This window comes from Streptomyces sp. IBSNAI002 (genome assembly GCF_052244475.1).
In the GTDB taxonomy this organism is placed as follows: Bacteria; Actinomycetota; Actinomycetes; order Streptomycetales; family Streptomycetaceae; genus Streptomyces.
Genome location: NZ_JBQPXG010000002.1, coordinates 4,397,521 through 4,415,236 on the forward strand (window position 1 = coordinate 4,397,521; position 17,716 = coordinate 4,415,236).

Genomic DNA, 17,716 nt, shown 5'->3' on the forward strand with positions numbered 1-17,716 from the left:
GAGGTGTGCGAGAGAATGACGGCATGGAGATGCCGAGGAGTGAACGGTCGCAGGACAGTCCCCCGCACGTCCTGATCGTGGGACAGGACGGGATGGCGGTCGGCGGCGCCGATGACGAGTCGCGCGAGGTCCCGGTGACGGAGATGGTCGAACAGCCCGCCAAGGTCATGCGCATCGGCAGCATGATCAAGCAACTCCTGGAAGAGGTACGCGCCGCGCCTCTCGACGAGGCGAGCCGGGTCCGGCTCAAGGACATCCATGCCGCCTCGGTCAAGGAGCTGGAGGACGGCCTGGCCCCCGAGCTCGTGGAGGAACTGGAGCGCCTGTCCCTCCCGTTCACCGAGGAGGCCATCCCCTCGGAGGCAGAACTGCGCATCGCCCAGGCGCAGTTGGTGGGCTGGCTGGAAGGCCTGTTCCACGGCATCCAGACGGCCCTGTTCGCGCAGCAGATGGCGGCGCGGGCCCAGCTCGAGCAGATGCGCCGCGCCCTCCCGCCAGGCGCCCCCGCCGACGACGACGATGACGGCCACCACGGAGCGATCCGCTCGGGCCCGTACCTGTAGTTCCGGCCCCGCCGGCGTTCGGGGCGCGAGTCCCGGGTCCCGAACGCCGGCGGGCGGATAAGCCGCGGGTAAGCGGCGATCCCCGCCCGGGCCGCACCCGCCGCATACTCAAGGGCATGAGCTACGACGCCATCGTCCTGGCCGGCGGTGCGGCGCAGCGCCTCGGCGGGGCGGACAAGCCCGCCCTGAGCGTCGGCGGCCGCCCGCTCCTCGACCGCGTCCTCGACGCGTGCGACGGCGCCGCCGCCACGATCGTGGTCGGCGGCCGCCGGCCCACCGCCCGCCCTGTCCGCTGGACCAGGGAGGACCCGCCCGGCGGCGGCCCCGTGGCCGCGCTGGACGCCGGACTGCGGCAGACCACCGCCGAGCTGGTCCTCGTACTCTCCGCGGACCTGCCCTTCCTGGACCGGCAGACCGTACGGGACCTGCTGACCGCGCCCGGCGGGCACGAGGGCGCCCTGCTGCGCGACGCGGACGGCCGGGACCAGCCGCTCATCGCCGCCTACCGCGGCGAGCCGCTCCGCCGCGAGCTGGCCCTCCTCGCCGCCGAACACGGCGGCCTCACCGGGCTCCCGCTGCGCGCCCTCACCGCCGAACTGGACCTCACCCGTGTCGCGGCGCCGCCGTTCGCCTCGTTCGACTGCGACACCTGGGACGATCTCGCCGCCGCCCGCGCCCGGATCAGGGAGCATGGAACCGTGCTGGACCAATGGATCACCGCCGTCAAGACCGAGCTCGGCATCGACCTCCCCGTCGACGTCAAGGCCCTGCTCGACCTCGCCCGTGACGCCGCCCACGGCGTCGACCGTCCCGCCGCACCGCTGACCACCTTCCTGGTCGGCTACGCGGCGGCGCGGGCCGAGGCCGCCGGGGCAGACCCCGCCCGGGCCGTCGCCGAAGCCTCCCGCAAGGCGGCCGACCTGGCGCTGCGCTGGGCCGCCGAGGCGCAGGCCGCCGACTCCCCCGACGCCACCCGAGAGAACGGCTCCGGATGACCCCCGCGACCCCGGCGACCCCCGCCGAACAGGCCCTCGACGAGGCCCTGGCCCTGGTCAGCCGTACCCCGGCGGGCGGCGGCCCGGGCGGCGGGCAGCGCGCCTGCCCCTGGCCGCGGGCCCGGGACACGGCCGCCCGCGCGGGCGGTGCCAGGCGCACGGGGGACCGCACCCACCGGGTCCCCCTGGCGAACGCCCTCGGCGAGGTGCTGGCCGCCCCCCTGGACGCCCTGACCGACCTGCCGTCCTTCGACACCTCCGCCATGGACGGCTGGGCCGTCGCCGGTCCCGGCCCCTGGAGCGTCCGCGCCGGTGCCGGGGTGCTCGCCGGCTCCGACCGGCCCGGGCCGCTCGCGGACGGCGAGGCCGTACGGATCGCCACCGGAGCCCGGATCCCCGCCGACACCACCGCCGTCGTGCGCAGCGAGCACTGCCGCGAGAGCGGCAGCCAGCTCTTCGCGGACCGGCGCGTCCTCACCGGCCAGGACATCCGTCCGCGCGGCCAGGAGTGCCGCTCCGGTGACCTGCTGCTGCCCGCGGGATCGCTGGTCACGCCCGCCGTGCTGGGCCTGGCCGCGGCCGCCGGGTACGACGAGCTGACCACCCGGCCCCGGCCGCGCGTGGAGATCCTGGTGCTCGGCGACGAACTGCTGACCGGGGGCCTCCCGCAGGACGGGCTGATCCGGGACGCGCTGAGCCCGATGCTCGGCCCGTGGCTCACCCGCCTGGGAGCCGAGGTCATCGGCACGCGGCGGCTCGGCGACGACCCCGCCGGGGCCGAAGCCCTGTTCAAGGCCGTCACCACCTCCGCCGCCGATGTCGTCGTCACCACCGGTGGCACCGCCTCCGGTCCCGTCGACCACGTGCACCCGGTACTGCACCGCGCCGAAGCCGAACTCCTGGTCGACGGCGTCGCGGTGCGCCCCGGCCACCCGATGCTGCTCGCCAGGATCGGGGCCCCGGACGAGGGCCGGCACCTGGTCGGGCTGCCCGGAAACCCGCTCGCCGCCGTCTCCGGGCTGCTGACGCTGGCCGAACCGCTGCTGCGCGCCCTCGCCGGCCGCCGCCCGCGCCCCCGCTACACGGCCGCGGTGCAGGGCGACGTACCGGGCCACCCGCACGACACCCGGCTGGTCCCGGTCCTGCTGAGCGGCGAGCACGCGCAGCCGCTGCGCTACAACGGTCCCGCGATGCTGCGCGGCGTGGCCGCCGCCGACGCGCTGGCCGTCGTACCGCCGCACGGCGCCCGGTCCGGACAGGAGCTGGAGATCCTCGATCTGCCGTGGGCCTCGGGGGGATGTTTCACGTGAAACTCCACGCCCGCGACGCCATGGCCCGGGGCGCCGACGAGAAGCTCGTCTCCCGGCGCATCAAGCTTCCCCGGCGGATCGTCGAGAAACCGCTGCAACAGGTCGCCAAACGCCTGCTGATGGCGCTGTTCGTGCTGTTCCTGACGGTCCTCATCGTGTGGCTGGACCGCAAGGGGTACCACGACAACGCCAACGGGACGGTCGATTTGCTCGACTGCCTCTACTACGCGACCGTGACGCTGTCGACGACCGGTTACGGCGACATCGTCCCGTACAGCGACAGCGCGCGGCTGGTGAACGTCCTGCTGATCACCCCGCTGCGCGTCCTGTTCCTGATCATCCTGGTCGGCACCACCCTGGAAGTGCTCACGGAGCGCACGAGGGAAGAGTGGCGGCTGAGCCGCTGGAGGAAGAACTTGCGCGAGCACACGGTGGTCGTCGGCTTCGGCACCAAGGGCCGTTCGGCCCTGCAGACCCTGCTGGCCACCGGCCTCTCCAGGGACCAGGTCGTCATCGTCGACCCGAGCGCCAAGGTGATCGACACGGCCAACGCGGAGGGCTTCACCGGCGTGGTCGGCGACGCCACCCGCTCCGACGTCCTGCTGCGGGCCGAGGTGCAGAAGGCCCGGCGGATCATCATCGCCACCCAGCGCGACGACACGGCGGTCCTGGTCACGCTGACGGCGCGGCAGCTCAACCGCGGCGCGAAGATCGTCGCGGCGGTGCGGGAGGAGGAGAACTCGCCGCTGCTGCGCCAGTCGGGCGCGGACGCGGTCATCACGAGCGCGAGCGCGGCGGGCCGGCTGCTGGGCCTGTCGGTCCTCAGCCCGAGCGCGGGCACCGTGATGGAGGACCTGATCCAGCAGGGCAGCGGCCTCGACATCATCGAGCGGCCCGCCAACCGGTCCGAGGTCGGCAAGTCGGTGCGCGAGACGGACGACCTGGTCGTGAGCGTGCTGCGCGGGCACCGGCTGCTGCCGTACCACGATCCGCACGCGAGCCCGATCCAGCTGACGGACCGTCTCATCACCATCGTCCGCGCGGCTCCGCCGACTTCACCGCCGGTGACGCTGCCGTCTCCCGACTAGGGTCACTGGGGTCTCAGCACCGGACGGCCCGGATCGCGTAGCCTCCGGGCCATGCATGCGATCACGATCGAGCAGCCGGGCGGTCCCGAGGCCCTCGTGTGGACCGATGTTCCCGATCCGGTGGCGGGCGAGGGCGAGGTCCTCGTCGAGGTCGCGGCGAGCGCCGTGAACCGTGCCGACGTCCTCCAGCGCCAGGGGTTCTACGATCCGCCGCCCGGCGCCTCGCGCCATCCCGGCCTGGAGTGCTCCGGCCGGATCTCGGCGGTGGGGCAAGGGGTGTCGGGCTGGTCGGTGGGAGACGAGGTGTGCGCCCTGCTGGCGGGCGGCGGGTACGCACAGCAGGTCGCCGTGCCGGTGGGCCAGCTGCTGCCCGTACCGGCGGGCGTGGACCTGGTGACGGCGGCGGCGCTGCCCGAGGTCGTCGCGACCGTGTGGTCGAACGTGTTCATGGTGGCGGGCCTGCGGCCCGGCGAGACCCTGCTGGTGCACGGCGGGGCCAGCGGGATCGGCACGATGGCGGTCCAGCTGGCGAAGGCGGTGGGCGCGACGGTCGCGGTGACGGCCGGCGGCCCGGAGAAGCTGGCCCGCTGCAAGGAGCTCGGCGCCGACATCCTGATCGACTACCGCGAGCAGGACTTCGTGGCCGAGGTGCGGGCGGCGACGGGCGGAGCCGGCGCGGACGTCATCCTGGACATCATGGGCGCCAAGTACCTGTCGCGGAACGTGGACGCCCTCGCGGTGAACGGCCGGCTGGCGGTCATCGGCCTCCAGGGCGGGGTGAAGGCCGAACTGAACCTGGGCGCGCTGCTGTCGAAGCGGGCGGCGGTCACCGCCACCTCGCTGCGGGCGCGTCCGCTGGAGGAGAAGGCGGCGATCATCGCGGCGGTCCGCGAGCACGTGTGGCCGCTGGTGGCGGCGGGCCGCGTACGTCCGGTGGTGCACGCGACGTTCCCGATGGCGCAGGCCGCCGAGGCCCACCGGGTCCTGGAGTCGGGCAGCCACGTGGGCAAGCTCCTGCTCACCGTCTGAGCCCGGTGGCCGGGGCGCCTCCCGGCGGTGGCCGGGGGAGCGGGGCGGGGGAGGGCCGCGAGGCGGCTCCGCCCCGCCCCGCTCCCCCGCCGGACGGCTACAGGCTGCGCAGCAGGACCGCCGGGGACTCGACGCAGTCGGCCACGTAGCGCAGGAACCCGCCCGCCGTGCCCCCGTCGCAGACCCGGTGGTCGAACGTCAGGGAAAGCTGCACGACCTGACGGACGGCCAGCTCCCCGCCGTGCACCCACGGCTTGGCGATGATCCGGCCGACCCCGAGCATCGCCGCCTCCGGGTGGTTGATGATCGGCGTGGAGCCGTCGACCCCGAACACCCCGTAGTTGTTCAGGGTGAACGTCCCGCCGGTCAGGTCGGCCGGAGCCAGCTTCCCGGCCCGCGCCAGCTCCGTCAGCCGGGCGAACTCCGCCGACAGCGACTCGGGGCTCCGGCCCTGCGCGTCCCGGACCACCGGGACCATCAGGCCGCGCTCCGTCTGCGCGGCGAAGCCCAGGTGGACGGCCGGCAGCCGGACGATCTCGCCCGCCGCCAGGTCCACCGTGGAGTTGAGCTCCGGATAGCGGGCCAGTGCGGCCGTGCAGATCCGGGCCAGCAGGGCGAGCACCGAGATCTTGGGTCCGCCGACGGCGTTCATCGCCGCCCGGGCCGCCATCAGCTCGGTGGCGTCCGCGTCGACCCAGCAGGTCGCGTCCGGGATCTCCCGCCGGCTGCGCGACAGCTTCTCGGCCACCGCCCCGCGGACCCCCTTGAGCGGGATCCGCTCGCCCTGCGCCGCCACCGCCGCGGGGGCGGGGACCGGCTCGGACGTCCGCGGAGCGGCCAGCGCCGCCTCGACGTCCGCCCGCAGGATCAGGCCCTCGGGGCCCGATCCGTGCAGCGCGCGCAGGTCGACCCCGTGGTCCTTGGCCAGCTTGCGCACCAGCGGCGAGATGACGGCGACCGGCCCGGCGGGAACCGCCGCAGCCGGAGGGGCGGCCGGAGCCGCCGGAGCCGCGACCACGGGCACGGGCACGGGGGCCGCGACGGGCGCCGAGACCGCGGCGGTGACGGGTCGCACCCGTCGCCGACGCGCCGGACGCGAGTCGTCCGCGCCGTACCCGATCAGGGGCCGCGGCACGTTGCCGGAGCCCTCGGCTCCGGGCTCCGCGGCCTCCACGGCCCCGGCGGGCACCGACTGCGCGCCCACCGCCACGGTGATCAGCGGGGCTCCGACCGGAAGCTCCTGCCCCTCCTCGCCGAAGCGGGCCGTCACCACGCCCCCGTACGGGCAGGGCACCTCCACCATCGCCTTGGCCGTCTCGACCTCGACGACCGGCTGGTCGACGGCGACGACGTCGCCCACCGCCACCAGCCAGCGCACGATCTCGGCCTCCGTCAGGCCCTCGCCGAGATCCGGCAGCTTGAATTCCATGACCTGCGGCATCAGTTCTCCCACTGCAGGCGGCCGACCGCGTCCAGGATCCGGTCCACTCCCGGCAGGTGGTGCTTCTCCAGCATCGGCGGCGGGTACGGGATGTCGAAGCCCGTCACCCGCAGCACCGGCGCCTCCAGGTGGTGGAAGCAGCGCTCCGTCACCCGGGCGGCGATCTCCGCGCCCGGTCCGCCGAAGCCCGCGGCCTCGTGGACGACCACGGCGCGCCCGGTCCGGCGTACGGACGCCACGACCGTGTCCTCGTCGAAGGGGACCAGCGAGCGCAGGTCCACGACCTCCAGGTCCCAGCCCTCCTCGCGGGCCGCCTCGGCCGCCTCCAGGCACACGGGCAGCGAAGGCCCGTACGTGATCAGCGTCGCGCTCGTGCCCGTCCGCCGGACCAGGGCCTTGCCGATCCCCGGCACCGCGGCCGGGGCCTGCGGCGACCAGTCGGCCTTCGACCAGTAGAGCCGCTTGGGCTCCAGGAAGACGACCGGGTCGTCGCTCGCGATGGACGCGCGCAGCAGCCCGTAGGCGTCCTCGACCGTCGCCGGGGTCACCACGTGCAGGCCGGGCGTGGCCACGTAGTACGCCTCGGAGGAGTCGCAGTGGTGCTCCACCCCGCCGATCCCGCCGCCGTACGGCACGCGGATGGTGATCGGCAGCGGCATCGCACCCCGCGTGCGGTTGCGCATCTTGGCCACGTGCGAGATCAGCTGCTCGAAGGCCGGGTAGGCGAACGCGTCGAACTGCATCTCCACGACGGGCCGCAGCCCGTACATGGCCATGCCGACCGCCGCGCCCAGGATCCCGGCCTCCGCGAGCGGGGTGTCCGTGCAGCGGTCCTCGCCGAACTCCTTCGCGAGCCCGTCCGTGATCCGGAAGACCCCGCCGAGCGTGCCGACGTCCTCGCCCATGACGTGGACCGTCGGGTCCTCGGCCATCGCGTCGCGCATCGCGCGCGTCAGGGCCTGCGCCATCGTCGCGGGCTTGGCCCCCGGCTTCGCCGCCTTCGCCGCCACCGTGGTCATGCGTCTCCCTCCGCGTCCAGCTCGGCGCGCAGCAGGGCGGCCTGTTCGCGCAGCCTGCCGGTCTGCTCCGCGTAGACGTGCGCGAAGAGGTCCGTCGGGTCCAGCACCGGGTCCGCGTTCATCCCCTCGCGCAGCGAGGCGGCCATCGTCTCGGCCGCGTCGCGCGCCTCCTGGATGCCCGCCTCGTCGAGGATCCCGCGCGCGGTCAGCTCGCGCTCCAGCAGCTCGACCGGGTCGTGCGCCTTCCACGCCTCGACCTCGGCGTCACCGCGGTAGCGGGTGGCGTCGTCGGCGTTCGTGTGGGCCTCCATCCGGTAGGTGACGGCCTCGATCAGCGTCGGACCGCCGCCGGCCCGCGCCCGCCGGACGGCCTCGGTGAGCACCTCGTGCATGGCGGCCACGTCGTTGCCGTCGACCAGCCGGCCGGGCATCCCGTAGCCCACGGCCTTGTGGGCCAGCGTCGGGGCGGCGGTCTGCTTGGCGAGCGGGACGGATATCGCGAAGCCGTTGTTCTGCACGAGGAAGACCACCGGCGCCTGCCAGACGGCGGCGAAGTTCAGGGCCTCGTGGAAGTCGCCCTCGCTGGTGCCGCCGTCGCCGACCATGGCCAGGGCCACGACGTCGTCGCCGCGCAGCCGGGCCGCGTGCGCCAGTCCCACCGCGTGCGGCAGCTGGGTGGCGAGCGGGGTGCACAGCGGGGCGATCCGGTGCTCGCGCGGGTCGTAGCCGGTGTGCCAGTCGCCGCGCAACAGGGTCAGGGCCTGGACGGGGTCCAGTCCGCGGGCCACCGCCGCGAGGGTGTCGCGGTAGCTCGGGAAGAGCCAGTCCTGGTCCTCGAGGACGAGCGCGGCCGCGATCTCGCAGGCCTCCTGGCCGACGGTGGACGGGTAGACGGCGAGCCGCCCCTGCTTGGTCAGCGCGGTGGCCTGCGCGTTGTAGCGGCGGCCGCGCACCAGCTCGGCGTAGCAGCGGCGCATCAGCGCGGCGTCGAGCCGGTCCGCAGCCGGCGTGCCGAGGACCCGGTAGGGCTCGGCGTCCGGGAGCAGCGGAGCGGCGTCCGTACGGGGCCTCCAGGCGGGCGGCGGGGTGGGTCGGTGGGACGCACCGGCACCGGGCAGCTCTTGAACCGTCATGGCGGCGTACACCTCCTCGTGGGAAGCGGGCGGGGGCACCTCCCAGCGGTAGCTGGGGGAGGGAGCCCCGGGTGTGAGGCGCCTCACCTACCGATTGTTCGGTTGTCCGCGCAATTTGGCTACAGGCGGCTCCAGGCTGTGGACAAACTGGCGCCGGGGCCCTGGGATGGATGCAGGACGTCCAGGAGAGGGAGGCATCGGGCAATGCCGGATGAACAAATGGCCGGAGCGGGTTCCGCGGCGGTCCCGCCGGGGGGCACCCCCGGAGTCCCACCGGTACCTTCCGTTCCGCCCCGCCCCCTGGACCCGATCGACCGGTCGATCATGCGACTGCTCCAGGCGGACGGCCGCGCGTCGATACGGTCGGTCGCCGAACAGGTCCACGTGTCCCGCGCCAACGCCTACGCCCGTATCAACCGGCTCATCGACGACGGGGTGATCCGCGGGTTCACGGCCCGGGTCAACCACGAGCGGGCCGGTCAGGGCGCCTCCGCCTACATCACCCTGAAGATCGTCCAGAACTCCTGGCGGACGGTCCGCGAGAAGCTCCGCGAACTGCCGGGCGCCGCGCACATCGCCCTGGTCAGCGGGGACTTCGACGTCCTTCTGCTGGTCCACACACCGGACAACCGGACCCTGCGCGAGCTGGTCCTGACCCGCCTCCAGTCCATACCGGAGGTGCTCTCGACGCGCACCCTGCTGGTGTTCGAGGAAACGGACCTGCTGGATCCGGGCCCGGGCCCCTCCGGACCCCCGGCGCTCACCGAGGAGTAGGCCGTACGCGTGACAGCGCCCCGGGACGGGCCTGGAAAAGGCCCGTCCCGGGGCGCTGCGCGTGAGGGCGGCTAGCCGCGGATCACTGGGTGTCGTAGTAGCCGAAGAGGTCGACGACGAGGTCGGTCTCCTCCCAGCCCTGGTTCCAGAAGTCGACGATGCCGTGCGGGCCCGACGTGGCTTGGACCAGGTTCGCGACCGTCTTGCCCTTCGTCCAGTTCAGGGCGGAGGACGTGGGCCGCTCGGGCTGGACCTGGGTGCCGTTCTCGTACTGCTCCGGCGAGTTCGGGTCCGGAGCCACCGACAGGAACCCGTCGCCGGCCGTGTTGGTGACGGTGGTGTTCAGCACGAATCCGGACACGCCGGTGTCACCCGGTTCCCAGCCGGTCAGCTGCGAGGCCAGGTAGCTGCGGGCGTCCATCCGCCCGAAGGCGCCTTCGGCGTCACGCGTGTCCAGCCAGCGCACCGGCAGGGAGGACATGAGGGCGCCCTTGCCGTCGGGGCTGTAGTGGCCGACGACGTCCACCACGACGTCGGTCCCGGCCCAGGCGCTGTTGCGGATGCTGATGGTCCCGTCAGGGCCCACCGGCACGATGACCGAGTTGGCGACCGTCTGGCCGGCGGTGAAGTTCACGCTGGACGCGAGCGGGATCCGGCCGCCGCTCGGGTAGACGACCAGGTGGCCGGCTTCCTTCGGGTTGGTCACCGTCACGTTGAGCGCCACGGCCTTGGCGTTCTGGGGCACCCCGCGCAGGCCGGTGATCTGCGTGGCGAAGCCGGTCTGGCCGGGGACCTGGCCCTTGGCGGTGCCGAGGCCCGAACGGGTGTCGACGAAGCGGGAGGGGGCCATCGGCGTGTAGCCGTTGGCCGCGGTCTGCGTGAAGTAGCCGGTGATGTCGGCGATCAGGTCGACCGACTCCCAGCCGCCGTTGAACAGCTCCACGTAGCCGTCCTCGCCGACCGGCACGATGACCAGGTTCGGGACGGTCTGCCCGGCCTCGAAGTTCACGTTCGAGGCGTCCGGCCGCTTGATGCCCGAGGGGTGGGCGGTGATGTGCCCGCCGCTCGTGGTGTTGGTGACGGTCACGTTGAGGGCGACGGCGGTGACCTTCTCCGGGATCCAGCCGTATCCGCTGACCTGCACCCGGGCGCTGCTGCGCGGGGCGACCTTGGCCTTCGGCGCGCGGAACCCGTCCCGGGTGTCCAGCAGGCGCGTGGGGTCGTGCGGGGTGAACTCGGAGCCCAGGGTCGTGATCGTGACCGCGTTCTCGCGGTAGACCTTGTTCGCCGGGTCGTCCACGCCGACGGTGACCTCGTACGCGCCGGGCTTCTCGTAGACGTGGTGGTTCTCCAGCGTGACGGAGCCGCCCGCGGGGATGTTCTCGAGGACGCCGTCGCCCCAGTCGATGACGACGCTCAGCTTGGAGTCGACGCTGGTGATGACGGTTTCCAGGTGGATGCCGCGCGCGGTGGTGTTGGTGGCGGTCAGGCCGATCCTCAGGTCCGGATTGCCGGTGACGGCACCCTCCGCCGGGGCGGTGGCGGAGGCCCCCTTCCGGACGGTCTGGTCGGCGGCGCTCTTGAACGTCTTGGCGTTCGGCGCCACGGCCTTCTTCAGGTCCGGGCCCTTCGCCGCCCGGTGGACGGCGGGCGCGGACGGATCCGCGGCCTGGGCCACCCCCGGCAGGAACGCGATGCCTGCTGCTGCGGCGATGGCGGCAGCTGAAACTATGAGACGGCGACTGTGCACCGGCCCTCCCCCGTTTATTCGTTTCTGAACACAACTGTCCTGAACGCGTTGGCTTGAACGCGCTCAAGATCGAATCCCGCTCAGATTACAGAGGCTCCTGGTGGCCGGTCAGAGGGGTCCCCCATGGCGGTCAGCGCACCGTCCGCAGCCCGTCGAGGGCCATGTGCACCACCGCGTCGGCGAGTTGGTCGGGGCCCGTCCCCGGGTGCGGGCGGTACCACTCGACCAGGGAGTTCACCATGCCGAAGAGGAGGCGGGTCGCGAGCCGGATGTCCACGTCCGCCCGCAGGTCCCCGTCGGCCGCGGCCGCCTTGAGGAGGTCCGCGACCTGGTGGTCGAACTCGCGGCGGCGCTCCAGCGCCCAGCGCTCGGTCCGGGTGTTGCCGCGCACCCGCAGCAGCAGGGTCACGTACGGCAGCTCGCCGACGAGCACCTCCACCGTGCGGCGCGTGACGTACTCGACGCGCTCGACCGCCCGCCCCCGTACCGCGCCGGGCTCCTCCAGGACGGCGAACAGCCCGTCGAGGGCGCGGCTCACGGCCCGGCGCAGCAGTTCCTCCTTGCCCGCCACGTGGTGGTAGATCGAGGACTTCGAGATGCCCGCGGCCTTCGACAGGTGCTCCATCGAGGTGCCGTCGTAGCCCCGCTCGTTGAAGACCTGCACGGCGACCGACAGCAGTGTCTCGGGTGTGTAGGTGTCCCGCTTCGCCGTCGTCATGCGCTCTCCCCCGTCGCGTCGCCTTCGTCCGCGGCGTACTCCTCCGCGCCGTATTCCTCGTCCTCTGCGGCGTAGCCCAGCCGGAACAGCGCCAGCGAGGGCGCGTACCGGCCGCCGGGACAGCGCTCGTCGAGGTGGTGCAGCAGGTCGTAGGCCCAGTCGCGACCCAGCCGCTCGTGCCATTCGGAGGGACCCAGCGGGTAGTTGACGCCCAGGCGCATGGCCGTGTCGATGTCCTCGGCGGTGGCCACGCCGCGGGCGACGGCGTCGGCCGTCAGGTCGATCAGCATCGCGACCGTCCGGGCGACGATCATGCCGGGGACGTCGCCGATGACGGAGACCTTCTTGCCCAGCTTCTGGAACAGGCCGACGGCCTCGGCGAGGGTCCGCTCGCTCGTGTCCTCGCTGGCGGAGAGCGCGATCCGGGTGGCCCCCCGGTAGTCGAGCGCGAGGTCGAAGTAGACGACGTCGGCGAACTCGACGGAGGTCTTCCCGTCCGCGAGCACCAGCTGGCCCTCGCCGGGCAGCTGGATGTACGGGCCGCCGTGCTCGGTGGCGGTGACCGCGATCCCGGCCTCCTCGAGCAGGTCGGCCAGCGCGGCCGCGGGTCCGAGGTCGCCGACCACGGTGACCTTGGCCGGGGCCTCCTCGGGGGCGGCCGTGTGCGGCTCCGGCACGGTGGCGTCCGGGCCGTACGGGAACCATCCGTGCCCCGATTTGCGGCCGAGGCGGCCCGACTGGACCAGCCGGCGCTGCGCGAGGGAGGGGGTGAACTTGGGGCTGCGGAAGAAGGACTCCCACACCGAACGGGTGACGGCCTCGTTGACGTCCTGGCCGATCAGGTCGGTCAGCTGGAACGGGCCCATCTTGAAACCGCCGCTCTCGCGGAGCACGGCGTCGACGGTGGCCGGGTCGGCGCCCTGCTCCTCGTACACCGCGAAGGCCTCGGCGTAGAAGGGGCGGGCGATCCGGTTGACGATGAAGCCGGGGGTGTCGGCGCAGCGGACCGGCGTCTTCCCCCAGCCCAGGACGGTGCCGTACGCGCGCTCGGCGGCGGCCGGGTCGGTCGCGAAACCGCTGATCACCTCGACGAGGGGGAGCAGCGGGGCCGGGTTGAAAAAGTGCAGGCCGAGGAAGCGGCCGGGGTGCGCGAGGCCGGCCGCGAGCTCGGTGACGGAGAGGGAGGAGGTGTTGGTCGCCAGCAGCGTGTCCGGCGAAACCACCTCTTCGAGTGCGGCGAAGAGCGTCTGCTTGACGGTGACGTTCTCGACCACCGCCTCGATGACGAGGGCGGCCCCGGCGAGGTCCGCGAGGGCGCCCGCCGGAGCGATCCGGCCGATCGCGTCCTCGGCCTCGGCGCGATCCAGGCGGCCCTTGGCGGCCATCCGCTCGAGGCGGTCCTGCACCATGCCGACGCCGTCGGCGGCGAGGGCGGCGTCGATGTCGTAGATCAGCACGCGGTGACCTGCGAGAAGGGCGACCTGGGCGATGCCCTGGCCCATGGTGCCCGCGCCGACGACCGCCACAGTGCGGGACCGCTCGATTGCTGTCATGTCCTGATCCTCCCGCACCGGCTTGTCCACAGGTCCGCCGGGCCCTCTTGTCCCGACCGATCGTTCGGTTACTCTAACTCCAGTCTGCTCTCCTTCGCCCGGCTCAACGAGGAGTTGGTCCCTGATGGCCGCCGAGCTCACCGTCCCCCAGCTGTCCGCCAAGCACCGGCCCACCCTGGACCAGGCCCTGTCGGCTATCCGCAGCCGCGCCTACTGGTCCCCGCATCCCGAGCACCCCAAGGCCTACGGCGAAACCGCCCCGGCCGACGGACTGGCCGCCTTCGAGGCCGTCCGCGGCACCCGGCTGGACCTGGGGCAGCCCGGCACCGACGGCTGGGCCGGCGGCGAGGTCTCCCCGTACGGCCCGGAGCTGGGAGTCGAGTACCCGCACGTGGACCCGGACGTGCTGCTGCCCGCGATGAAGGCGGGCATGGCCGCCTGGCGCGACGCGGGCCCCGAGGCGCGCGCCCTGGTCTGCATCGAGGTCCTGGCCCGGATCGGCGCCCGGACGCACGAGTTCGCGCACGCGGTCATGCACACCAGCGGCCAGGCGTTCATGATGGCGTTCCAGGCGGGCGGACCGCACGCGCAGGACCGCGGCCTGGAGGCGGTGGCCTACGCGTACGAGGAGCAGACCCGGGTCCCGGGGCAGGCCGACTGGTCGAAGCCGCAGGGCAAGCGCGACCCGCTGGACCTCGGCAAGACCTTCACGCCGGTCCCGCGCGGCATCTCCCTGATGATCGGCTGCAACACCTTCCCCACCTGGAACGGCTACCCGGGCCTGTTCGCCTCCCTGGCCACCGGTAACGCGGTACTGGTCAAGCCGCACCCGCGGGCCGTCCTCCCCCTGGCGCTCACGGTCCAGGTGGCCCGCGAGGTCCTCGCCGAGGCCGGGTTCGACCCGAACCTGGTGGCCCTCGCGGTGGAGCGGCCCGGCGAGGGCATCGCCAAGACCCTGGCGCTGCGCCCCGAGATCAAGCTGATCGACTACACGGGGTCCACGGAGTTCGGCGACTGGCTCGAGGCCAACGCCCGCCAGGCCCAGGTCTACACGGAGAAGGCCGGCGTCAACACGGTGGTCGTGGACTCCACCGACGACTACAAGGGCATGCTGGCGAACCTCGCGTTCTCCCTCTCCCTGTACAGCGGCCAGATGTGCACCACCCCGCAGAACCTGCTGATCCCGCGCGACGGCATCGCGACGGACGCCGGGCACAAGACGTACGACGAGGTCGTCGCCGACCTCGCCGCCTCGGTCGGCGGCCTGCTGGGCGACGACGCGCGGGCCAACGCCCTGCTCGGCGCCCTGGTCAACCCGGACGTCAAGGCGAGGCTGGAGGCGGCGGCCGCCCTGGGCGAGGTCGCGCTGGCCTCCCGCGAGGTCGCCAACCCCGAGTTCCCGGACGCGGTGATCCGCACCCCGGTGATGGTCAAGCTGGACGCCTCCAAGCCCGACCCGGAGGCGGCGTACCTCTCGGAGTGCTTCGGCCCGGTCTCCTTCGCGGTGGCCGTGGACTCCACGGCGGACGCCCTGGAGCTGCTGCGCCGCACGGTCCGCGACAAGGGTGCGATGACGGTGGGCGCGTACACGACGTCCGCCGACACCGAGCGGGCGATCGAGGAGGTCTGCCTGGAGGAGTCCGCGCAGCTCTCCCTGAACCTGACCGGCGGGGTCTACGTCAACCAGACGGCGGCGTTCTCGGACTTCCACGGCTCGGGCGGCAACCCGGCGGCCAACGCGGCGCTGTGCGACGGCGCGTTCGTCTCCAACCGCTTCCGCGTGGTGGAGGTCCGCCGCCAGGCGTAACCACCCGCCGCGGCACCCCGGCCCGGACGGACCTCTCCTCCCGCCCCCTCGCGCCTCCTCCCGCTACTCCTGCTGCTCCTGGGCGAAGATGCGGGAGGAGGCGTCCGTCTGGGCCATCCTGCGCAGGGCGGCGAACATCGCGTCGCCCACCACCGTGCCCACGACCACCGCCTCGATCAGGTCCTCTCGGTCCAGCCCGCGTGCGGCCGTGTAGTCCAGATCCGCCCGCCCCACCCGCTCCGCCGCCTCGGCGTACTCGTCGAGCAGTCCGGCGAAGGCGCCGTGGCCCACCCGCCCGAGCGAGGCCAGGGCCGCCACCAGCGCCTCGGCGGCCGGGTGATCGGCGGGCACGCGCCAACCGCGCTCCTCGATCAGCCGCACCACCCGCTCGCGGGCGAGCACCCGCTCGGCGTCGTCCGGCGCGCCGCCGTCGCCGTACCCGGGCACCAGCCGGTGGGCCGCGGTGCCGAGCAGCTTGTGCACCGGCCGCTCCTTGTCGTCGATGGCCGCGAGGACGTCCCCGATCGCCGCCACCGACAGCCCGCCGACCTCCAGCAGGGCCCGGACCAGGCGCAGCCGCCGCTCGTGCCCGTCGCCGTAGCTCGCCTGGTTGGGGCTGCTCAGCTCGCCCGGCGGGAGCAGGCCCTCCCGGACGTAGTACTTGATCGTCGGTACCGGGACCCCGGTACGGCGGCTCAACTCTCCGATGCGCATGGTCTGTTCACTCGTCTCTTCTTGCCCCGTTCCCCGCCCATCATAGATAGTGCAACTATCAGATAGCGGCGAGCGTCGCTATCCATTTCCCAGGGGGACCCATGTCCGCGTCACCGTCCGCGTTACGTACCTGGCACCGCCCACTGACCCTCTTCGCCGGAGTGATGGCGGTGTGGGCCGTCGGCTCGGCCGTCGGCCTCGCCGTCGACGACCGGATGCTGGTGGGCGCGCCCATCTGGGCCAAGCCCTTCAAGTTCGCCGTCTCCTTCGTCGGCTACTCCCTCAGCCTGGCCTGGATGATCTCGCTGGCCGTCGCGGCCCGCCCGCGCCTGCGCAGGCCCGCCTGGTGGGCCGGGACGGTCGTCGCCGTGACGAGCCTGCTGGAAATGCTGCTGATGACGGTTCAGGTGGTCCGGGGCCGGCAGAGCCACTTCAACCAGCAAACGCCCCTCGACGAGCAGATCTACAGCGCCATGGCGAACACCGTCGTCGTCCTGTGGACGGCGACGCTGGTCATCGCCGTCCTGCTCTTCCGCACCCGCGTGGCCGACCGGGCCACCACCTGGTCGATCCGCATCGCGACCGTCCTCGCCCTCACCGGCGCCGGACTCGGCTTCCTGATGGCCACCCCCACGGAGGCGCAGCTGGCGGCCGAGGACTCACCCGTGGCGGGGGCCCACAGCGTGGGAGTACCGGACGGCGGGCCCTCGATGCCGCTCACCGGCTGGTCGACGACCGGCGGCGACCTGCGCGTCCCGCACTTCTTCGGCATGCACGCGCTGCAGCTGCTCCCCCTGTTCGTCCTCCTCCTGGCCGCCCTCGCCGGCCGCTACGCCCTGCTGCGCCGAGAACGCGTACGGCTGCACCTGACCCTGGTCGCGTCCACGGTCTACGCGGCCACGTTCGCGCTGGTGACCTGGCAGGCCCTGCGCGGCGAACCGCTCGTCCACCCGGGCGGGACCACGCTCGCCGCGGCTGCGGCCGTCCTGGCCGGGGGCGTCCTAGGAGTGCTCGCCGCCCTCTTCGTGAACCGCGGGCCCGCCCCAGTGGAAGAGGGCCATGGCCACGCTGGTGGCGAGGTTGTAGCTGGAGACCTGGGGACGCATCGGGAGGGAGACGAGGTGGTCGGCCCGGGCCCGCAGCTCCGGTGAGATGCCGTGGCGCTCGGAGCCGAAGGCGAGCAGCGCGTCGTCCGGAAGGGTGAGGGCACGGATGTCCTCGCCCTCCGGGTCGAGCGCGTAGAGCGGCCCCGGGGGCAGGCCGTCGAGCGTGACCCGCTCGACGGTGGTGGCGTAGTGCAGCCCGGCGCCGGCCCGGACCACGTTCGGATGCCAGGGGTCGAGGTCGCCGCGGGTGACCACGCCGGTGGCGCCGAAGCCGGCGGCGAGGCGGACGACGGCTCCGACGTTGCCGAGGTTGCGGGGGTTGTCGAGCACGACCACGGGTGCGGGGCGCGGGAGGCGCCCCAGGGCCGCGAGGCCGGCCGCCCGGTCGGGGCGTACGGCCAGGGCCGCGACGCCGGTCGGGTGCACCCGGGGCAGCAGCGCCTTGAGCTCCGCCGGCCGCACCAGCCGGGCCACCTCGGCCTCGACGTCCGGCGCCAGCTCGGCGGCGAGCGCCCGGACGGCCCCGGGATCGTCGGCGACGACCGTACGCACCTCGGCCCCGAAGCGCAGAGCGTGCTTCAGCGCGTGGAACCCGTCCAACAACACGAGATCCCCCCGCCCGACACCCTCCCGCCACTCCCGCCCGCTCTCCCACTCCACACTCATACCCCCGACCCTACGACCCGCCCACTCCAGCCCGGCCCACTCCAGCCCCG

General features: G+C 73.4%; 15 protein-coding genes and 1 pseudogene. 8 read left to right on the forward strand and 8 right to left on the reverse strand.

What is annotated here, in order from left to right; all coding sequences use genetic code 11:
• Positions 1-23 precede the first annotated feature (23 nt).
• The 5 genes from ACTVZO_RS21210 (at position 24) to ACTVZO_RS21230 (ending at position 4,985) form a co-directional block, all read left to right on the forward strand.
• Positions 24-563, forward strand: coding sequence for a bacterial proteasome activator family protein (locus tag ACTVZO_RS21210; RefSeq protein WP_443299894.1), 540 nt, complete (start codon positions 24-26; stop codon positions 561-563).
• A 116-nt stretch (positions 564-679) separates the two neighbouring features.
• Positions 680-1,558, forward strand: a complete 879-nt coding sequence (locus ACTVZO_RS21215) for an NTP transferase domain-containing protein (RefSeq protein WP_443299895.1) — start codon at positions 680-682, stop codon at positions 1,556-1,558.
• Positions 1,555-2,868, forward strand: a complete 1,314-nt coding sequence (locus tag ACTVZO_RS21220) for a molybdopterin molybdotransferase MoeA (RefSeq protein WP_443299896.1) — start codon at positions 1,555-1,557, stop codon at positions 2,866-2,868. The genes ACTVZO_RS21215 and ACTVZO_RS21220 overlap by 4 nt, the downstream gene beginning before the upstream one ends.
• On the forward strand, positions 2,856-3,956 hold the full coding sequence (locus ACTVZO_RS21225; protein WP_443299897.1) for a potassium channel family protein: 1,101 nt from the start codon (positions 2,856-2,858) through the stop codon (positions 3,954-3,956). The genes ACTVZO_RS21220 and ACTVZO_RS21225 overlap by 13 nt, the downstream gene beginning before the upstream one ends.
• Before the next feature lie 51 nt (positions 3,957-4,007).
• Positions 4,008-4,985, forward strand: coding sequence for an NAD(P)H-quinone oxidoreductase (locus tag ACTVZO_RS21230; RefSeq protein ID WP_443299898.1), 978 nt, complete (start codon positions 4,008-4,010; stop codon positions 4,983-4,985).
• A gap of 97 nt (positions 4,986-5,082) precedes the next feature.
• Here the strand turns inward: ACTVZO_RS21230 and ACTVZO_RS21235 are convergent, their stop codons facing one another.
• The 3 genes from ACTVZO_RS21235 to pdhA are packed head-to-tail and all read right to left on the reverse strand — an operon-like array spanning position 5,083 to position 8,578.
• Complete coding sequence (locus tag ACTVZO_RS21235) at positions 5,083-6,426, reverse strand: dihydrolipoamide acetyltransferase family protein (RefSeq protein WP_443299899.1); 1,344 nt, start codon at positions 6,424-6,426, stop codon at positions 5,083-5,085.
• Positions 6,426-7,445 (reverse strand): alpha-ketoacid dehydrogenase subunit beta, encoded by a 1,020-nt coding sequence (locus ACTVZO_RS21240; protein WP_443299900.1) that lies wholly within the window; start codon positions 7,443-7,445, stop codon positions 6,426-6,428. Before ACTVZO_RS21240 ends, ACTVZO_RS21235 begins: the two co-directional genes overlap by 1 nt.
• Positions 7,442-8,578, reverse strand: coding sequence for a pyruvate dehydrogenase (acetyl-transferring) E1 component subunit alpha (pdhA, locus tag ACTVZO_RS21245; RefSeq protein WP_443303234.1), 1,137 nt, complete (start codon positions 8,576-8,578; stop codon positions 7,442-7,444). Before pdhA ends, ACTVZO_RS21240 begins: the two co-directional genes overlap by 4 nt.
• 204 nt (positions 8,579-8,782) lie before the next feature.
• On the opposite strand from pdhA, the gene ACTVZO_RS21250 reads away from it, so the two are divergent.
• The gene (locus ACTVZO_RS21250; RefSeq protein ID WP_443299901.1) at positions 8,783-9,352 is read left to right on the forward strand and encodes an Lrp/AsnC family transcriptional regulator; all 570 of its coding nucleotides are present in this window, start codon (positions 8,783-8,785) and stop codon (positions 9,350-9,352) included.
• Between the two features lie 82 nt (positions 9,353-9,434).
• On the opposite strand, the gene ACTVZO_RS21255 is transcribed toward ACTVZO_RS21250, so the two are convergent.
• The 3 genes from ACTVZO_RS21255 to ACTVZO_RS21265 all read right to left on the reverse strand — a co-directional run bounded on the left by ACTVZO_RS21255 (position 9,435) and on the right by ACTVZO_RS21265 (position 13,373).
• Positions 9,435-11,102, reverse strand: coding sequence for a hypothetical protein (locus ACTVZO_RS21255; protein ID WP_443299902.1), 1,668 nt, complete (start codon positions 11,100-11,102; stop codon positions 9,435-9,437).
• Between the two features lie 130 nt (positions 11,103-11,232).
• Positions 11,233-11,820: a TetR/AcrR family transcriptional regulator gene (locus ACTVZO_RS21260; RefSeq protein WP_069921026.1), complete on the reverse strand. Its 588-nt coding sequence runs from the start codon at positions 11,818-11,820 to the stop codon at positions 11,233-11,235.
• Positions 11,817-13,373, reverse strand: a complete 1,557-nt coding sequence (locus tag ACTVZO_RS21265; protein WP_443299903.1) for a 3-hydroxyacyl-CoA dehydrogenase — start codon at positions 13,371-13,373, stop codon at positions 11,817-11,819. The genes ACTVZO_RS21260 and ACTVZO_RS21265 overlap by 4 nt, the downstream gene beginning before the upstream one ends.
• A gap of 124 nt (positions 13,374-13,497) precedes the next feature.
• Here ACTVZO_RS21265 and paaN point away from each other — a divergent pair, with 124 nt between their 5' ends.
• Positions 13,498-15,180: a phenylacetic acid degradation protein PaaN gene (gene paaN, locus ACTVZO_RS21270; RefSeq protein WP_443299904.1), complete on the forward strand. Its 1,683-nt coding sequence runs from the start codon at positions 13,498-13,500 to the stop codon at positions 15,178-15,180.
• Positions 15,181-15,243: 63 nt separating this feature from the next.
• On the opposite strand, the gene ACTVZO_RS21275 is transcribed toward paaN, so the two are convergent.
• Positions 15,244-15,894 carry a MerR family transcriptional regulator gene (locus ACTVZO_RS21275; RefSeq protein ID WP_443299905.1) on the reverse strand — a complete coding sequence of 217 codons (651 nt, stop codon included), beginning with the start codon at positions 15,892-15,894 and terminating at the stop codon, positions 15,244-15,246.
• Positions 15,895-16,058: 164 nt separating this feature from the next.
• Here ACTVZO_RS21275 and ACTVZO_RS21280 point away from each other — a divergent pair.
• Positions 16,059-16,916, forward strand: a pseudogene (locus tag ACTVZO_RS21280) (hypothetical protein); the annotation flags it as partial.
• Here ACTVZO_RS21280 and ACTVZO_RS21285 read toward each other — a convergent pair.
• The gene (locus ACTVZO_RS21285) at positions 16,896-17,666 is read right to left on the reverse strand and encodes a TrmH family RNA methyltransferase (protein WP_443299906.1); all 771 of its coding nucleotides are present in this window, start codon (positions 17,664-17,666) and stop codon (positions 16,896-16,898) included. The pseudogene ACTVZO_RS21280 and the gene ACTVZO_RS21285 sit on opposite strands and share 21 nt — an antisense overlap.
• Positions 17,667-17,716: the final 50 nt, after the last annotated feature.